Origin of the sequence: Streptomyces sp. V3I8 (genome assembly GCF_030817535.1) — a bacterium.
Taxonomy (GTDB): domain Bacteria; phylum Actinomycetota; class Actinomycetes; order Streptomycetales; family Streptomycetaceae; genus Streptomyces.
In genome coordinates, this window is sequence record NZ_JAUSZL010000002.1 from 2,876,841 (window position 1) to 2,893,550 (window position 16,710).

Consider the following 16,710-nt stretch of genomic DNA (forward strand, 5'->3'; position numbering starts at 1 on the left):
CCTAGCTACCTCCTGTCGTACTGCTGGAGACCGTTCCGGCCGGGAGCGGAGCACCGGTGGCCGGACCGCCGGAGCTGCCCGCGAGCGCCGGGGCGGGCTCGGCGGCCCCGGTGGCCCCGGTGACTTCGGTGGCCCCGGTGACTTCGGTGGCCTCGCCGGCTTCGGTGGCTTCGCCGGCCCCGGTGATCAGGACGGTGGGCACGACGGGCCGGGCCGCCCCGCGGGTCCGGGTACGGGTGGCGGCCCACACGGCCACCGGGGCGAGGGAGATGACCAGCGCGAGGACCGCCCAGGTGCGCATGGCCGCGTGGGTGTGGCCGAGCACGAACGACGCGACGAGGGACGACGCCAGGACCGCCGCCCAGAAGAGGTGGATCCGGAAGGTGAGCAGCCGGTCGGGGCTGGTGTCGCCGCCCTTGGGGGTGACGACGAAGCGGCTGGGGCGGCGGATCAGGGCCGCGCCCAGGGACTTGAGGTAGATGGGCGCGGAGAGGGCCGACATCCCCATGCCGGCGAGGCCGCCGCTGCCCTCCGGTTCGTGCGGTGAGACGTTGTGCCGCCGGTTCCACAGGTACAGGCCGACCTGGAGTGCGGCGGCGTCGCTGTAGAGCATCAGCCACATGGAGGCGGAGACCTGGGTGCCGGACGCGCCGAAGCACAGGAACAGGACGCAGCTGAGGATGCCGAGCAGCCAGTTGACGGCCGTCATGGGGTAGTAGACGAGCATCAGCGTGTACGAGAAGAGCCGGCCGGGCGGCATCGAGAAGGGTGCCTTCCAGTACTGCCTGAACAGCGTCTCGTACGTGCCGCGCGACCAGCGCATCTGCTGGGTGAAGAAGTCCGTCCAGGAGGCGGGGCCCTCACCGACGGCGAGCACGTCGGGGGTGTAGACGGACTGCCAGTGGTGACCGGTCCTCGGGTTCTTGTGCCGGTGCAGCTCGAAGCCGGTGGCCATGTCCTCGGTGATGGAGTCGTACAGGCCGCCGATCTGCTTGACGGCGGCGATCCGTACGACGTTGTTGGTGCCGACGAACATGGGCGCGCGGTAGCGGTTGCCGGCGCGCTGGATCAGGGCGTGGAAGAGGAACTGCTGGGACTCGGCCGCCTTGGTGACGGGAGCGGTGTAGTTGCCGTACACCTGCGGGCCGACGACAAAGGCGACGTCCGGGTCGCGGAAGTAGCCCATCATCCGTTCCAGGAACTCCGGGAGCGGGACGTGGTCCGTGTCGACGGAGGCGAAGTAGTCGTACGCGTCGCCGTGCATCGCGATCCACGCGTTGTAGTTGCCGTGTTTGGTACGGGCCTTGTGGACGCCCTTGGCCCGGTTCCACTCGGGGACGCCGTGGCGGGTGAAGTGGCGTACGCCCAGCTCTTCGCAGAGCGCCTTGGCCCGTACGTCGTCGCCCTCGTCGAGGAGCCAGACGTCCAGGGGACCGGTGTGGGTGACCCTGACGGCTCCCTCCAGGGTGGCCCGGACCATCGACAGGGGTTCCTTGCCGGGGACGTACGTGGTCAGGAAGGCGACCCGGGTGCCGCTCTCCGCAGTGACGGGGACCGGGTCCCTGGCGACCATCGTCGCGTGGGCGATGGAGGCCACGTTGACGACCATGAAGAGCTCGATCAGGCCGATCGCCACGAGCATCGTGATGTCGAGGCCGACCAGCCAGCGGGCGCCGCCCTCGCGCTCCACCCAGTGGGTGGGCCACACCAGGTACACCAGGAGCAGTCCGGTGAGCAGCGGGGCGAGCGTCATGAGCAGGACGGCTCTTATTCGGTGCGGCTCGCTCGACAGGAGCTTTGTGTACTGCACCCGGTACGCCGATCCGGACGGCTCGGTGAGCGGTCCGGCCAGTCGGCTGTGGGTGTCGTAGTCGTAGCTCTCCGGCCGCACATCGCCCTCCAGTGATCGAACAAGCCGATACCCACACAAAAGTGTGTTTTTGACGGCGTGTCGAACGGAGGGGGTCCACTCGGGTACGGGGCGCCTCCGGCGGTCGGAGGTTCACCGGGTGCGGGTCGGCGGGGGCTGAGCGCGCAGTTCCCCGTGCCCCTCCAAGGGGCGCGGGGAACTGCGCGGGCAGGTGAAGCCGGCCGGAGCCGGAGGGTCAGGGCGACAGGTGGCGCTCCACCGTTTCCACCTTGGACGTGAGTCCGTCCGTCACGCCGGGGCGGATGTCGGCCTTCAGGACGAGGGACACCCGCGGCGCCCGCGCCTCGACGGCGGCCACGGCCCGCTTGACGACGTCCATGACCTCGTCCCACTCCCCCTCCACGGACGTGAACATCGCGTCGGTGCGGTTCGGCAGCCCCGACTCACGGACCACCCGCACGGCGTCGGCCACGTACTCCCCCACGTCCTCACCGACCCCCAGCGGGGTCACGGAGAAGGCGACGATCATGCGCCCACCACTCCCTCGTTGCGCGCGCGGGACGCGATGACCGCGTCCTCGGCCTCCCGCTTGAGCTTGCGCTCCGCGAAGAATCCGCCGGTCGGCAGCACGGACAGGACGAAGTACAGGGCCGCGGTCCTCAGGTCCCACTTCGCCCGGTTCCAGGCGTCGGCCCAGAAGATCGCGTACAGGATGAAGAGGACGGCGTGGACCACGCCCATCACCGGGACCGCGTTGAAGTCCGTGGTCCGCTTCAGCACCGAGCAGACGAGCAGCACCAGGAACGAGACGGCCTCCGGGCCGGAGACCAGACGGAGGCGGCGGAGGGCGGAGGCGGTCTTGATGTCCACGGGTCACCTTCGGGAGAGGGAACGGAAGAGGGAACGGAGAAGAAAATCGTGCGGGCACCGGCTTGTGAACGTACGCACAAGCATTCCCATTGAAGCATCCGGGCATCTCGGGGTTCGTCCAGGGTGTGCGTTCGGGGTGCGCTCGGGGACGGATCATCCCGGAGGATGTGGTCGCCGGCCGCACCCGGCGGCTACCGTCACAGCGTGGCGATGTTCCGACTCCAAGGCAGCAAGGTGCTGGCCGTCGACATGACCGGGGACGCCGTGAAGGCGAAGAACGGCTCCATGGTCGCGTACGACGGTCAGATGGCCTTCAAGAAGCTCAGCGGCGGCGGCGAGGGCGTCCGCGGCATGGTGACGCGCCGGCTCACCGGCGAGCAGATGACCCTCATGGAGGTGAAGGGCCGAGGGACGTGCTGGTTCGCGGACCGGGCCAGTGAGATCAACCTGGTGAACCTCCAGGGCGACAAGCTCTTCGTCGAGTCGAGCAACCTGCTCGCGACCGACGCGGGCCTGCGCACGGGCACATCCTTCACGGGCCTCAGGGGTGCCTCGCAGGGCAACGGGCTCTTCACGACGACCGTCGAGGGCCACGGCCAGGCGGCGATCATGTCGGACGGCCCGGCGGTGGTGCTGCGGGTCAGCTCGCAGTACCCGCTGACCGTCGACCCGGGCGCGTACATCGCCCACCAGGGCAACCTCCGGCAGTCCTTCCAGTCCGGCGTGACGTTCCGCACGTTCATGGGCGAGGGCGGCGGCGAGGCCTTCCAGATCCGCTTCGAGGGCGACGGAGTCGTCTACGTGCAGCCCAGTGAGCGCAATTCGATCGCGGGAGACGTGTGACATGCCCTTCCGTGAGATCAACTCGAAGATGATCGAGGCGACGGTGGCGCCGGGCCTGCGACTGTTCAGCCAGCGCGGCGCGATGCTCGCCTACCGGGGCGAGGTGTCCTTCACCCCGAACGTGCAGGGCGGCCAGGGCGGGGTCATGTCGATGATCGGCCGCCGGGCCGCCGGCGAGTCGGCGCCCCTGATGACCGTGGAGGGTTCGGGCACGGTCCTGTTCGGGCACGGCGGCCACCACATCCAGGTGATCACCCTCACGGGCGAGACCCTCTACGTGGAGGCGGACCGGCTGCTGGCCTTCGACGGCACCCTGCAGCAGGGCACGATGTTCATGGGCTCGCAGGGCGGGGTCATGGGCATGGTGCGCGGCCAGGTGACGGGGCAGGGCCTGTTCACCACGACCCTCAAGGGCCACGGCTCCGTCGCCGTCATGGCGCACGGCGGGGTCATCGAGGTCCCCATCAGCCCGCAGCGGCCGGTGCACGTGGACCCGCAGGCGTACGTCGCCCACCACGGGGACGTGCGCAACAAACTGTCCAGCGCGCTGGGCCTGCGCGATCTGGTGGGCCGCGGCTCGGGCGAGGCCTTCCAGCTGGAGCTCAGCGGCAGTGGCGCGGTGTACGTGCAGGCGTCGGAGGAGAAGCTGTGACCACCCACCCGGGCACGGGCCCCGTGATCCACGACCCGGCGACCCTGCCGGTCGACGACAACGTGAACGCGTACACCTTCTGCGTGGAGCTCAAGGGGAGCGAGTGGTTCCTGCAGAAGGGCAAGATGATCGCCTACTACGGCTCGATGGAGTTCAACGGCATCGGGCACGGCCGCCTGGACCGTCTGGTGCGAACGTCGTTCCATTCGCCGTTGCACGCGAGCGACTGGGTGGTGGCGTCCGGCTCGGGCAAGATGCTCCTCGCCGACCGGGCCTTCGACGTGAACTCCTTCGACCTGGAGGAGGGCAACCTGACCATTCGCTCGGGCAACCTCCTCGCTTTTCAGCCAAGTCTGGCCCTCAAGCAGTCGATCGTGCCCGGCTTCCTGACGCTCATCGGGACGGGCAAGTTCGTCGCCGCCTCGAACGGCCCCGTGGTGTTCATGGAACCCCCGATCCGGGTCGACCCGCAGGCCCTGGTCGGCTGGGCCGACTGCCCCTCCCCGTGCCACCACTACGACCACGCCTACATGACGGGCCTGATGGGCGGTCTACGTGCGATGACGGGGCTCGGCGGGGTCTCCGGCGAGGAGCACCAGTTCGAGTTCGTGGGAGCCGGCACGGTGCTGCTGCAGTCCAGTGAGGCGCTGATGGCCGAGCAGGCGACGGGCGCGGTCCCGAACGAGCCGGGGGTGCCCGGCGGCGGAGGGGTGCCAGGTCACCAGGGCCCGCAGGGTGGCACACCGCGTCTTCCCGGACAGCTCGGGGACCTCCAGCGTCGCTTCGGGCTGTGAGCGGTAGTCTGCGGAGTGTGACGTCGAACGTGTGCGCGCCGTCACGCCACCCTCACTAGTTCGCCTTTCAACATTTTAGGTAGACTTCATACATGGAGACCGAGACGGCCACCCGCTGGCTGACCGATGCGGAGCAGTGCGCCTGGCGCACCCACCTGGAGGTCAACAGGCTGTTGACGTATCAGCTCGAGAGGGACCTCCAGCCGTTCGGGCTGACGATGAACGACTACGAGATCCTGGTGAACCTCTCCGAGTCGGAGGGCGTACGCATGCGGATGAGCGACCTCGCGTCCGCCACCCTCCAGTCCAAGAGCCGGCTCTCGCACCAGATCACCCGCATGGAGAACGCGGACCTGGTCAGGCGCGAGAACTGCGAGTCCGACCGCCGCGGACTGTTCGCCGTGCTCACGGACCACGGCATGGAGACCATGCAGAAGGTCGCGCCCCATCATGTGGGGTCCGTGCGGCGGCACTTCATGGACCTCCTGTCACCGGAGGCGCTGGAGGAACTGCGCACCTCCCTGGCCCCGATCGCGGAGCACCTCCGGGGCCAGCGCGGACGTCCGTGACGACGTCCCGGGGGACCTTCCCGAACAGCTAGGACCCGTCCTGGGCGACAGGCAGGCGGAGCTCGAACAGGGCTCCGCCCGCCGGCGCCTCCCGGACGGTGAGCGATCCGCCGTGCCGCACGGCCACGTCGCGGGCGATGGCCAGACCGAGGCCGGCGCCGCCGTCGTCACGGGTACGGGCCTCGTCGAGGCGTACGAACCGCTCGAAGACCCGCTCACGCTCGGCGGCGGGCACTCCCGCGCCGTCGTCGGCGACCTCCAGGACCGCCCACTCCCCCGCGCGCCGCACCGTCACGGCGACCGACGACCGCGTGTGCCGCTGCGCGTTGTCCAGCAGGTTGCCGAGTATCCGCGCCAGCTGCCCGCGTGAGCCGCTCACCTCGACGGCGTCCGCGGCCACGGACACCGGGACCCGGTCCCCGACCCGCTGCCCGGTCTCCGCGCGGACGAGTGCGGCCAGGTCGAACCGCCCGTCCGCCGGCCGTTCCCCGGCGTCCAGCCGGGCGAGCAGCAACAGGTCGGCGGCCAGCCGCTGCAGCCGCACGGTGTCCTCGACGGCCCCGTCCACGTCCAGCAGTTCCGGGTGCGCGGCGCCCACCTCGAGCTGGGTGCGCAGCGAGGCGATGGGGCTGCGCAGCTCGTGCGAGGCGTCCGCGACGAACCGCCGCTGCCGTTCCACGGACCGCTCCAGGGCGGCGAGCGTCTCGTTGGTCGTCCGGGCCAGCCGCGCGACCTCGTCGTGCGTGCCCGGCACGGGGACCCGCCGGGTGAGGTCCTCGGAGGCGGTGATGGCCGCCATCTCGCCGCGGATGTCCTCGACGGGGCGCAGCGCCCGGCGCGTGACGAGCCAGGTCACCAGGGCCACGACGGCCAGCAGCAGCGGGAACCCGATGAGGATGACGGTCAGCGCCGTACTCACGGCCTCCTGCTCGGCGGTCAGCGGCGCACCGGCGTGGACGGTGAGCCCGCCCCTGCCGTCGATCTCCACGGGCACGGTGGCGAAGCGGTAGTCCGCCGTGTCGCCGTCGATGGTGGCGGAGCCGTTGGCGAAGGAGGCGTCGCCGATGTCGCCGGCCTCGGACGAGTCGTCGTCGGCGTCACCTGCGTCACCGGCGTCGTCATCGCTGTCGGTGTCGGCGTCGGTGCCGGTGTTCCCGTCGTCGGTGACGGCGCCGGGGGCCTGGGGCCTGACCCGGTCGAGCCCCGTGCCGCTGATCCTCTCCAGGTCCTTGGTGACCGCGACGAGTTTCCCGGCCCCGTCCACGACCTGGACCGGCTTGTCGTCGTCGTCCAGCGACAGCCCGGCGTAGGACTCCCCGGCCACCAGGTCGCCGGCGACCGCGCGGGCGGTGCGCTCGGCCTCCGTGCCCGCCTGTTCGCTCAGGTTGGTCCACAGCGACAGCAGGACCGCGGCGCCCGCGGCGGCGAGCGCGACGGCCACCACGACACTCGCGGCGAGCGTGGCCCTGGCCCGTACGGACCCGAACAGGCGTTTCACCTGGCCTCCAGGCGGTAGCCGGCGCCCCGCACGGTCCGGATCAGCGAGGCCCCCAGCTTGCGGCGCAGCGTGCTGATGTAGACCTCGACGATGTTCGGGTCCCCGTCGTACGCGAAGTCCCAGACGTGCTCCAGGATCTCCGCCTTGGAGACCACCTCGCCGGCCCGCACGACGAGCTGTTCGAGGACCGAGAACTCCTTGGCGGTGAGGGCGATCTCGTCCTCATCGAGGTGGACGCGCCGGGCGGCGGTGTCGACCTTGAGCCCGCCGAGCACGTGCACGGGCGACCCGCCCCCGCCCGAGGAACCGCGCCGCCGCAGCAGCGCCTTCACCCGGGCCACCAGGACGACGTACGAGAACGGCTTGGTGAGGTAGTCGTCGGCGCCGGTGTCCAGGCCCTCCGCCTCGTCGTACTCGCCGTCCTTGGCGGTGAGCATCAGGATCGGCACGTCGTGCCCGGCGGACCGCAGGGCGCCGCACACCCGGTAGCCGTTCATCCCGGGCAGCATGATGTCGAGGATGACGAGGTCGTACGAGCCCTCGCCGGCCATGTGCAGCCCCTCCAGGCCGTCGTGGACCACGTCCACGGCGTACCCCTCGGCCGTCAGGCCCTTGGCGAGCGACAGGGCAAGCCGCTTCTCGTCCTCCACGATCAACAGGCGCATGCGTAAAGAGTCGCAAACCGAACCTGAAGAAGCCTTCAGGGTGCTTCAGGTCCGCTTCAGCGTCGCTCAGCCAGATTGGGACACGTCGAAACGCACCGAAGACATCGACACCCAGTCGAAGCAGACGATCTCGGAGGATTCCCCATGAAGCGCAACATCGTCATCGCCACCGTCGCGGCCGCCGCCCTCATCGGAGGAGGCACGGCGACGGCCCTCGCCGTCACGGGTGACGACGGCGCGCCGGTGAAGCAGTCCGGTGTGCGGACCTCGGACGACGACCGTCAGGACGACCGCGACGACCGCGACGACCAGGACGACCGGAACGACCAGGACGACCGGAACGACCAGGACGACTCGGCCGACGGCGACCGCGACGACACCGCCCGCGACAACGCCGAGGACGCCGCGGAGGCGAAGGCCGCGAAGGTCACCGCCGCCGACGCGATCACAGCCGCGCTGAAGAGCATTCCGGGGACGGCGGTCTCGGCCGACCTGGACGACGAGGGCAGCAGCCTGGTGTGGGACGTGGACGTGCTGTCCTCGGGCGGCGCCTGGCACAGCGTGCGGATCGACCCGGGCACGGGCAAGGTGCTGGACTCGCACACCGAGCAGGAGGACGCCGACGACACCGCGGAGGCGAAGGCCGCGCTGAAGGGCACGTCCGTCACCGCCGCCGAGGCCGCGAAGGCCGGCGCCGCGAAGGGGACGGTCACGTCCGTCGACCTCGACGACGACGGCCGCGGGTCCGCGTGGGACGTCGACACGACCGCCGCGAACGGTGCCGAGAAGGAGTGGAAGGTCGACGCGAAGTCCGCCGCGGTGACCGCGGACCGCGACTCGGACGACTAGTACGTCTCCCGGGGCTCCGCCCCGAACCCCCGATCCTGGCCTGGGACGCCGGACGGGCCGGATCTCCGGCCCGTCCGGCGTCCCAGACTCAGCCCTCAGCCCTCAGCCAGGGCCTCCACCAAGGAGTCCGCCGCCCCGTACGGGTCCAGGTCGCCCGAGACGATCCGGTCGGCGAGCATGTCGAGCCGCCGGTCGCCCTCCAGGTCACCGATCCGCTCGCGCAACGCCATGACGGCGATCGTCTCCACCTCGCGGGCGGCCCGCGCACGCCGCCGGGCGGCCAGCACCCCCCGCCCCTCCATCCACACCCGGTGCTTCTCCAGCGCCTCGACGACCTCGTCGACGCCCTCCCCGCGCGACGCCACCGTCTTCACGACGGGCGGCCGCCAGTCCCCCGGCCCGCGGGCCTCGCCGAGCCCCAGCATGTGGTTCAGCTCACGGGCCGTCGCGTCGGCCCCGTCCCGGTCGGCCTTGTTGACCACGTACACGTCGCCGATCTCCAGGATCCCGGCCTTGGCCGCCTGGATCCCGTCGCCCATGCCGGGCGCGAGCAGCACCACGGACGTGTCGGCCTGGGAGGCGATCTCGACCTCGGACTGGCCGACGCCCACGGTCTCGACGAGCACCACGTCGCAGCCGGCCGCGTCCAGCACCCGGATGGCCTGGGGCGCGGAGCGGGCGAGCCCGCCGAGGTGCCCGCGGGTGGCCATGGAGCGGATGTAGACACCGGGGTCCGAGGCGTGGTCGGACATCCGGACGCGGTCGCCCAGCAGGGCCCCGCCGGAGAACGGCGAGGACGGGTCGACGGCGAGGACGCCGACCCGCCTGCCCTGCCGTCGGTAGGCGCCGACGAGGGCCGACGTGGACGTCGACTTGCCGACACCGGGTGATCCCGTGAGCCCGACGACGTACGCGCCGCCGGTGAGCGGGGCCAGCGCGGTCATCACCTCGCGGAGCTGCGGGGACGCCCCCTCGACCAGGGAGATCAGCCGGGCGACGGCCCGCGGCCGGCCTTCCCTGGCCGCGGCCACCAGCGAGGGGACGTCCTGCATCACAGCTCCGTTCGTCACACACCGGCCGGCCCTGGTGTCAGGCCTTCGGTACCCGCACGATCAGCGCGTCACCCTGTCCGCCGCCACCGCACAGCGCCGCCGCGCCCACACCGCCGCCGCGCCGCTTCAGTTCGAGGGCGAGATGGAGGACGAGCCGGGCCCCGGACATGCCGATCGGGTGGCCCAGCGCGATGGCGCCGCCGTTGACGTTCACCTTTTCCGTGGACACCCCGAGGTCCTTCATCGACTGGACCGCGACGGCCGCGAAGGCCTCGTTGATCTCGATCAGGTCAAGATCCTCGACGCCGATGCCCTCCTTCTTGAGCGCGTGCCGGATGGCGTTCGACGGCTGCGACTGCAAAGAGTTGTCGGGTCCCGCGACGTTTCCGTGGGCGCCGATCTCCGCGATCCAGTCGAGGCCGAGCTCCTGGGCCCTGGCCTTGCTCATGACGACCACGGCGGCCGCCCCGTCGGAGATCTGCGAGGCCGAGCCGGCGGTGATCGTGCCGTCCTTCGTGAACGCGGGCCGCAGCGTGCCGAGCGACTCGGAGGTCGTCCCGGCGCGGATGCCCTCGTCCTCGCTGAACACGACGGGGTCGCCCTTGCGCTGCGGGATCTCGACGGGCGTGATCTCCGCCTCGAAGGTGCCGTCCTTCTGCGCGGCGGCGGCCCGCTGGTGGGACAGGGCGGCGATCTCGTCCTGTTCGGGGCGCAGGATGCCCAGGCGCGTGTTGTGCTTCTCCGTGGACTCGCCCATGGCGATGTTCTCGAAGGCGTCGGTGAGCCCGTCGTGCGCCATCGCGTCGAGCATCTCGATCGCGCCGTACTTGTAGCCCTCACGGGACTTGGGCAGCAGGTGGGGGGCGTTGGTCATGGACTCCTGGCCGCCCGCGACGACCACGTCGAACTCGCCGGCGCGGATCAGCTGGTCGGCGAGCGCGATGGCGTCGAGGCCCGACAGGCACACCTTGTTGATCGTGAGCGCCGGGACGCTCATCGGGATGCCGGCCTTGACGGCGGCCTGGCGCGCCGGGATCTGCCCCGCCCCGGCCTGGAGCACCTGGCCCATGATCACGTACTGCACCTGGTCGCCGGTGATCCCCGCACGGTCGAGGGCGGCCTTGATCGCGAAGCCACCGAGGTCGGCTCCCGAGAAGGACTTCAGGGAGCCGAGCAGCCGTCCCATCGGGGTGCGTGCACCCGCAACGATGACGGAGGTGGTGTTGTTCGTTCCAGACATGAGGAGCGATCCCCTTCCAGCTTGCACAGCCGAGGAGTGAACGAGGGTTTACCTAGAAGGTACTGAGCGGTAGGCCGGTCGTCATCCGGCCCGTCGTGTGATCGCGCGCACGTTGCGTAACCGCCTTCCGGGCGCTGCACTGACAGCATGCTGACGCGAATCGACCACATCGGGATCGCCTGTTTCGACCTCGACGCGACCGTCGAGTTCTACCGGGCCACGTACGGCTTCGAGGTGTTCCACTCCGAGGTCAACGAGGAGCAGGGCGTGCGCGAGGCCATGCTCAAGATCAATGAGACGTCCGACGGCGGCGCCTCCTACCTGCAGCTCCTGGAGCCCACCCGGGAGGACTCCGCGGTGGGGAAATGGCTGGCCAAGAACGGTGAGGGCGTCCATCACATCGCCTTCGGCACGGCCGACGTCGACGCGGACGCGGCGGCCGTCCGGGGCAAGGGCGTACGCGTGCTGTACGACGAGCCGCGCAGGGGTTCGATGGGGTCCAGGATCACGTTTCTGCACCCGAAGGACTGCCACGGTGTTCTGACAGAACTGGTCACTTCGGCGCCAGTTGAGTCACTCGAGCACTGACCTCCGTATATCTGGGCCGGTAGGGTTGGGCACGGCCGTCGCCTCTTCGGGGCGGTCCGGGTCCTCATCGTCAGGATCCGAGGGCCGGGGTCCAGGTTTCGGGGGATGAGCGTCGGGGCAGCAGCCCGTGCTCCGCCGTTGATCTGACACCATTCCCCGGGGGCCCCGTCCGGCAGATGGACGGTGCTCGTTTGGAGAGACTTGCGACCAGGGGACGGATGGGACCGCGCAGTGCGGGGCTACGAACGCCAGGAGCGAGAGCCGGCGGCTGACGTCGACCACCTCTCTCGGTTCGAGGCCGAGATGGAACGGCTGAAGACCGAGCGGGAGAAGGCCGTCCAGCACGCCGAGGACCTCGGCTATCAGGTCGAGGTGCTGCGCGCCAAGCTGCACGAGGCGCGGCGCGCTCTGGCGACCCGTCCTGCCTACGACAGCGCCGACATCGGCTACCAGGCCGAGCAGATGCTCCGTAACGCGCAGGTCCAGGCCGACCAGCTGCGCCAGGACGCCGAGCGGGAGCTGAGCCAGGCCCGCGCGCAGACGCAGCGGATCCTCCAGGAGCACGCCGAGCAGGCCGCCCGCCTGCAGGCGGAGCTGCACCAGGAGGCGGTCAACCGCCGTCAGCAGCTCGACCAGGAGCTGGCCGAGCGCCGGCAGAGCGTCGAGTCGCACGTCAACGAGAACGTGGCGTGGGCCGAGCAGCTGCGGGCCCGCAGCGAGCAGCAGGCCCGCCGGCTGATCGACGAGTCGCGCAGCGAGGCCGAGCAGGCCCTGGCCGCCGCCCGCGCGGAGGCCGAGCGGGTCGCGGGCGAGGCCCGCCAGCGGCTGCAGAGCGACGCCGAGCGGGCGCGCGCGGAGGCCGAGGCGCTGCTGCGCCGGGCCCGCACCGACGCCGAGCGGCTGCTGAACGCGGCCTCGACGCAGGCCCAGGAGGCCACCGAGCACGCCGAGCAGCTGCGCAGCTCCACCGCGTCCGACTCGGACAACGCCCGCCGGCAGGCCAGTGAGCTGAGCCGCGCCGCCGAGCAGCGCATCAACGAGGCCGAGACGGCCCTGCGCGAGGCGCGGGCCGAGGCGGAGAAGCTCCTCGCCGAGGCGAAGGAGGCCGCGTCCAAGACGCTCGCCGGCGCGGAGTCCTCGAACGAACAGCGCACCCGTACGGCCAAGGAGCAGGTCGCCCGGCTGGTCAGCGAGGCCAGCAAGGAGGCCGAGGCCACCAGGGCGGAGGCCGAGCAGGCCGTCGCGGACGCCCGCGCCAAGGCCGAGAAGATCATCGCCGAGGCCGAGGAGAACGCCCGCAGCCTCACCGCCGAGGAGACCGCCTCCCAGCTCGCCAAGGCCGCCCGTACGGCCGAGGAGGTCCTGAACAAGGCGGCCGAGGAAGCCAAGGCGACCACCCGGGCCGCGTCCGAGGAGGCCGAGCGGATCCGCGCCGGGGCGGAGGCCGAGGCGGACCGGCTGCGCGCCGAGGCGCACGACATCGCCGAGCAGCTCAAGGGCACGGCGAAGGACGACACCAAGGAGTACCGCGCCAAGACGGTCGAGCTGCAGGAGGAGGCGCGCCGCCTGCGCGGTGACGCCGAGCAGCTGCGCGCGGACGCCAACGCCGAGGGCGAGAAGATCCGCGCCGAGGCCCGGCGCGAGGCCGTCCAGCAGATCGAGGAGGCGGCCAGGACCGCCGAGGAGCTGCTCTCCAAGGCGAAGGCCGACGCGGACGAGCTGCGGTCCAACGCCGCCACGGAGAGCCAGCGGGTCCGTACCGAGGCCATCGAGCGCGCCACGACGCTGCGCCGGCAGGCCGAGGAGACGCTGGAGCGCACCCGCGCGGAGGCCGAGCGGCACCGCACGGAGGCCGTCGAGCAGTCCGAGGAGATCAAGGCCGAGGCCGAGCGGGCCGCCGCCGGGCTGCACGAGGACACCGAGCGGGCCGTGGCGGCCCGGCAGGCCGAGGCCGCCGAGGGGCTGGCCCGGCTGCACACGGAGGCCGAGGAGCGCCTCGCCTCCGCCGAGCAGGCGCTGACGGAGGCCCGCGAGGAGGCCGAGCGGATCCGCCGCGAGGCCGCCGAGGAGATCGACCGGCTGCGCACGGAGGCCGCCGAGCGGATCCGTACGCTGCAGGCGCAGGCCGAGACGGAGGCCGAGCGGCTGCGCACGGAGGCCGCCTCGGACGCGGCGGCGTCGCGGGCCGAGGGCGAGTCCGTCGCCGTACGGCTGCGGTCGGACGCCGCGGCGGAGGCCGAGCGGCTGAAGTCGGAGGCCCAGGACACCGCCGACCGCGTACGGACTGAGGCGCAGGCGGCCGCCGAGCGGCTCGCCACGGAGGCCGCCGAGGCGCTGTCCGCGGCCCAGGAGGAGGCGGCCAGGCGCCGCCGCGAGGCCGAGGAGCTCCTCGGCGCCGCACGCCAGGAGGCGGACCAGGAGCGCGAGCGGGCCCGCGAGCAGAGCGAGGAGCTGCTGGCCTCCGCGCGCAACCGCGTGGAGGAGGCCCAGACCGAGGCCGTCCGGCTGGTCGAGGAGGCGGACCGCCGAGCGACCGAGATGGTGTCGGCCGCCGAGCAGACCGCGCAGCAGGTGCGCGACGCCGTGGCCGGGCTGCACGAGCAGGCCCAGGAGGAGATCACCGGCCTGCGCAGCGCCGCCGAGCACGTGGCGGAGCGGATGCGCACCGAGGCGCAGCAGGAGGCCGACCGGGTCCGCGCCGACGCGCACGCGGAGCGGGAGCGGGCGGCCGAGGACGGCAACCGGATCCGGCGCGAGGCGCAGGAGGAGTCGGAGGCCGCGAGGTCGCTGGCGGAGCGCACGGTCTCGGAGGCGATCGCCGAGTCGGAGCGGCTGCGGTCGGACGCCTCGGAGTACGTCCAGCGGGCCCGCACGGAGGCCTCGGACGCCATCGCGGCGGCCGAACAGGACGCCTCGCGCTCCCGGGCCGAGGCCCGGGAGGACGCCAACCGCATCCGGTCGGACGCGGCGGCGCAGGCGGACACCCTCATCACCGAGACGACGGCCGAGGTCGAGCGGCTCACCGCGGAGACGAACCAGGAGGCGGAGCGCGTCCGCGCCGAGTCCGTGGCGAAGGCCGAGAAGCTCATCTCGGACGCGACGGGCGACGCGGAGCGGCTGCGCGCCGAGGCGGCCGAGACGGTCGGCTCCGCGCAGCAGCACGCCGAGCGGATCCGGTCCGACGCGCAGCGCGTCAAGACCGAGGCCGCCGCGGAGGCCGACCGCCTCATGTCGAACGCCCGTGACGAGGCCGACGACACGCTGGACAAGGCGCGCAAGGAAGCCAACAAGCGGCGTTCCGAGGCGGCCGAGCAGGTCGACAAGCTGATCACGGAGACGACCGCCGAGGCCGACAAGCTGCTCACCGAGTCCCAGCAGAGCGCGCGCAAGATGACCGCGGACGCCGAGACGCAGGCCGACACGATGGTGGGCGCGGCGCGCAGCGAGGCGGAGCGGCTGCTCTCCGAGGCGACCGTGGAGGGCAACACGCGGGTGGAACGGGCCAGGGCCGACGCCGACGAGCTGCTGGTCGGCGCGCGCCGGGACGCGACGGCCATAAGGGAGCGGGCCGAGGAGCTGCGCGACCGGATCACCGGCGAGATCGAGGACCTGCACGAGCGGGCCCGCCGCGAGTCCGCCGAGACGATGAAGGCGGCCGGCGACCGGTGCGACGCGCTGATCAGGGCCGCCGAGGACCAGCTGAAGGAGGCCGAGGCGAAGGCCAAGGACCTGGTGTCGGAGGCCAACTCCGAGGCGAGCAAGGTCCGGATCGCCGCCGTCCGCAAGGCGGAGGGGCTCCTGAAGGAGGCCGAGCAGAAGAAGGCCACGCTCATCGCCGAGGCCGAGGGCATCAGGTCCGAGGCGGTCCGCGAGGCCCGGGCCGCGGTCGAGGAGGGCAAGCGGGAGCTGGAGGTGCTGGTGCGCCGCCGGCAGGACATCAATGCCGAGATCTCCCGTGTCCAGGACGTCCTGGAGGCGTTGGAATCCTTTGAGGCGCCGTCGAGTGGGAAGGACGGTGGCGTCAAGGCGGGCGCTGCGGTCGGTTCGCCCCGTTCGGGTGGCAAGCCGTCGGAAGGCTAGCCAAACCGGCAACTTCCGTGCTTGGCAGGGGGCTTCAGCGGGGCTCCCTGGCAAGCGTTCCGGCCGTTAGCCACCAAAAAGGGTGTCATTCTCCATATCAATCGGGCTACTGCTCGATGACACACCGTTTTGGCCCCTAGGATTCCACCTATCACCTCACCGGTCTCATTCGACAGGAACCCCATGAGCGACACTTCCCCCTACGGCTTCGAGCTTGTGCGGCGTGGGTACGACCGCGCTCAGGTGGACGAACGCATTTCGAAGCTCGTCTCCGACCGTGACAGCGCTCTGGCCCGTATCACTGCTCTCGAGAAGCGCATCGAGGAACTCCATCTCGAAACGCAGAACGCCCAGGCCCAGGTAAGCGACGCCGAGCCGTCGTACGCCGGCCTCGGTGCCCGCGTCGAGAAGATCCTCCGCCTCGCCGAGGAGGAGGCCAAGGACCTGCGCGAGGAGGCCCGCCGAGCGTCGGAGCAGCACCGCGAGCTCGCCGAATCGGCGGCCCAGCAGGTGCGCAACGACGCAGAATCGTTCGCTGCGGACCGCAAGTCCAAGGCGGAGGACGAGGGCGTCCGGATCGTCGAGAAGGCCAAGTCCGACGCCTCCCAGCTGCGCCAGGAGGCGACCAAGGACGCCCAGTCGAAGCGTGAGGAGGCGGACGCCCTCTTCGAGGAGACCCGTGCGAAGGCCGCGCAGGCCGCCGCCGACTTCGAGACGAACCTCGCCAAGCGCCGTGAGCAGTCCGAGCGTGACCTGGCCTCGCGCCAGGCCAAGGCCGAGAAGCGTCTCGCGGAGATCGAGCACCGTGCGGAGCAGCTGCGGCTCGAGGCCGAGAAGCTGCGTACGGACGCCGAGCGCCGCGCCCGTCAGACGGTGGAGACGGCTCAGCGCCAGGCCGAGGACATCGTGGCCGACGCGAACGCCAAGGCCGACCGCATCCGGTCCGAGTCCGAGCGGGAACTCGCGGCTCTCACCAACCGGCGCGACTCGATCAACGCGCAGCTCACGAACGTGCGCGAGATGCTGGCGACGCTCACGGGGGCGGCCGTGGCCGCCGCGGGCGCTCCCGAGGACGAGCCCGCCACCCGTGGGGTGCCGGCCCAGCAGTCCCGGTAGGCACCGGCACCGTCCCGGCAGGCA

The 16,710-nt window shown here is 71.5% G+C and carries 15 protein-coding genes; 8 read left to right on the top strand and 7 right to left on the bottom strand.

Annotated elements, in window-relative coordinates; translation table 11 throughout:
- Position 1: 1 nt before the first annotated feature.
- From QFZ75_RS12475 to QFZ75_RS12485, 3 genes are all read right to left on the bottom strand, one after another.
- Positions 2-1,891: a cellulose synthase catalytic subunit gene (locus QFZ75_RS12475; RefSeq protein WP_307536463.1), complete on the bottom strand. Its 1,890-nt coding sequence runs from the start codon at positions 1,889-1,891 to the stop codon at positions 2-4.
- Positions 1,892-2,105: 214 nt separating this feature from the next.
- The gene (locus QFZ75_RS12480) at positions 2,106-2,399 is read right to left on the bottom strand and encodes an MTH1187 family thiamine-binding protein (RefSeq protein WP_307536465.1); all 294 of its coding nucleotides are present in this window, start codon (positions 2,397-2,399) and stop codon (positions 2,106-2,108) included.
- Positions 2,396-2,740, bottom strand: a complete 345-nt coding sequence (locus tag QFZ75_RS12485) for a DUF3817 domain-containing protein (RefSeq protein ID WP_307536467.1) — start codon at positions 2,738-2,740, stop codon at positions 2,396-2,398. Before QFZ75_RS12485 ends, QFZ75_RS12480 begins: the two co-directional genes overlap by 4 nt.
- A 210-nt stretch (positions 2,741-2,950) precedes the next feature.
- On the opposite strand from QFZ75_RS12485, the gene QFZ75_RS12490 reads away from it, so the two are divergent.
- The 4 genes from QFZ75_RS12490 (at position 2,951) to QFZ75_RS12505 (ending at position 5,598) form a co-directional block, all read left to right on the top strand.
- On the top strand, positions 2,951-3,583 hold the full coding sequence (locus tag QFZ75_RS12490) for an AIM24 family protein (protein WP_307544420.1): 633 nt from the start codon (positions 2,951-2,953) through the stop codon (positions 3,581-3,583).
- Position 3,584: 1 nt separating this feature from the next.
- The gene (locus QFZ75_RS12495; RefSeq protein WP_307536469.1) at positions 3,585-4,235 is read left to right on the top strand and encodes an AIM24 family protein; all 651 of its coding nucleotides are present in this window, start codon (positions 3,585-3,587) and stop codon (positions 4,233-4,235) included.
- Entirely contained in the window at positions 4,232-5,029 is a 798-nt protein-coding gene (locus tag QFZ75_RS12500) for an AIM24 family protein (protein ID WP_307536471.1), read from the top strand. Before QFZ75_RS12495 ends, QFZ75_RS12500 begins: the two co-directional genes overlap by 4 nt.
- Positions 5,030-5,121: 92 nt before the next feature.
- The gene (locus QFZ75_RS12505; RefSeq protein ID WP_307536473.1) at positions 5,122-5,598 is read left to right on the top strand and encodes a MarR family winged helix-turn-helix transcriptional regulator; all 477 of its coding nucleotides are present in this window, start codon (positions 5,122-5,124) and stop codon (positions 5,596-5,598) included.
- Positions 5,599-5,626: 28 nt separating this feature from the next.
- Here QFZ75_RS12505 and QFZ75_RS12510 read toward each other — a convergent pair whose 3' ends face one another.
- Together QFZ75_RS12510 and QFZ75_RS12515 are read right to left on the bottom strand one after the other, a co-directional pair.
- Positions 5,627-7,096, bottom strand: coding sequence for a HAMP domain-containing sensor histidine kinase (locus QFZ75_RS12510; RefSeq protein WP_307536475.1), 1,470 nt, complete (start codon positions 7,094-7,096; stop codon positions 5,627-5,629).
- Entirely contained in the window at positions 7,093-7,761 is a 669-nt protein-coding gene (locus QFZ75_RS12515) for a response regulator transcription factor (RefSeq protein ID WP_307536477.1), read from the bottom strand. The genes QFZ75_RS12510 and QFZ75_RS12515 overlap by 4 nt, the downstream gene beginning before the upstream one ends.
- A 144-nt stretch (positions 7,762-7,905) precedes the next feature.
- Here QFZ75_RS12515 and QFZ75_RS12520 point away from each other — a divergent pair, with 144 nt between their 5' ends.
- Entirely contained in the window at positions 7,906-8,610 is a 705-nt protein-coding gene (locus tag QFZ75_RS12520) for a PepSY domain-containing protein (protein ID WP_307536479.1), read from the top strand.
- Positions 8,611-8,705: 95 nt separating this feature from the next.
- Here QFZ75_RS12520 and meaB read toward each other — a convergent pair whose 3' ends face one another.
- Both meaB and QFZ75_RS12530 read right to left on the bottom strand, forming a co-directional pair.
- Entirely contained in the window at positions 8,706-9,662 is a 957-nt protein-coding gene (gene meaB / locus QFZ75_RS12525) for a methylmalonyl Co-A mutase-associated GTPase MeaB (protein ID WP_307536481.1), read from the bottom strand.
- Between the two features lie 37 nt (positions 9,663-9,699).
- Positions 9,700-10,902, bottom strand: coding sequence for an acetyl-CoA C-acetyltransferase (locus QFZ75_RS12530; RefSeq protein ID WP_307536482.1), 1,203 nt, complete (start codon positions 10,900-10,902; stop codon positions 9,700-9,702).
- Positions 10,903-11,049: 147 nt separating this feature from the next.
- On the opposite strand from QFZ75_RS12530, the gene mce reads away from it, so the two are divergent.
- The 3 genes from mce to QFZ75_RS12545 all read left to right on the top strand — a co-directional run bounded on the left by mce (position 11,050) and on the right by QFZ75_RS12545 (position 16,686).
- The gene (mce, locus tag QFZ75_RS12535; RefSeq protein WP_307536483.1) at positions 11,050-11,490 is read left to right on the top strand and encodes a methylmalonyl-CoA epimerase; all 441 of its coding nucleotides are present in this window, start codon (positions 11,050-11,052) and stop codon (positions 11,488-11,490) included.
- Between the two features lie 231 nt (positions 11,491-11,721).
- Positions 11,722-15,570, top strand: a complete 3,849-nt coding sequence (gene scy, locus QFZ75_RS12540; RefSeq protein ID WP_307536485.1) for a polarized growth protein Scy — start codon at positions 11,722-11,724, stop codon at positions 15,568-15,570.
- A 183-nt stretch (positions 15,571-15,753) separates the two neighbouring features.
- Entirely contained in the window at positions 15,754-16,686 is a 933-nt protein-coding gene (locus tag QFZ75_RS12545) for a cellulose-binding protein (RefSeq protein ID WP_307536487.1), read from the top strand.
- The last annotated feature ends 24 nt before the right edge of the window (positions 16,687-16,710 follow it).

Excerpts from the sequence above, each read along its gene's own strand:
- QFZ75_RS12480 (WP_307536465.1), bottom strand. The coding sequence starts at position 2,399 with ATGATCGTCGCCTTCTCCGTGACCCCGCTGGGGGTCGGTGAGGACGTG.
- QFZ75_RS12490 (WP_307544420.1), top strand. The coding sequence starts at position 2,951 with ATGTTCCGACTCCAAGGCAGCAAGGTGCTGGCCGTCGACATGACCGGG.
- QFZ75_RS12495 (WP_307536469.1), top strand. The coding sequence starts at position 3,585 with ATGCCCTTCCGTGAGATCAACTCGAAGATGATCGAGGCGACGGTGGCG.
- QFZ75_RS12505 (WP_307536473.1), top strand. The coding sequence starts at position 5,122 with ATGGAGACCGAGACGGCCACCCGCTGGCTGACCGATGCGGAGCAGTGC.
- QFZ75_RS12515 (WP_307536477.1), bottom strand. The coding sequence starts at position 7,761 with ATGCGCCTGTTGATCGTGGAGGACGAGAAGCGGCTTGCCCTGTCGCTC.
- QFZ75_RS12520 (WP_307536479.1), top strand. The coding sequence starts at position 7,906 with ATGAAGCGCAACATCGTCATCGCCACCGTCGCGGCCGCCGCCCTCATC.
- meaB (WP_307536481.1), bottom strand. The coding sequence starts at position 9,662 with ATGCAGGACGTCCCCTCGCTGGTGGCCGCGGCCAGGGAAGGCCGGCCG.
- QFZ75_RS12530 (WP_307536482.1), bottom strand. The coding sequence starts at position 10,902 with ATGTCTGGAACGAACAACACCACCTCCGTCATCGTTGCGGGTGCACGC.
- mce (WP_307536483.1), top strand. The coding sequence starts at position 11,050 with ATGCTGACGCGAATCGACCACATCGGGATCGCCTGTTTCGACCTCGAC.
- QFZ75_RS12545 (WP_307536487.1), top strand. The coding sequence starts at position 15,754 with ATGAGCGACACTTCCCCCTACGGCTTCGAGCTTGTGCGGCGTGGGTAC.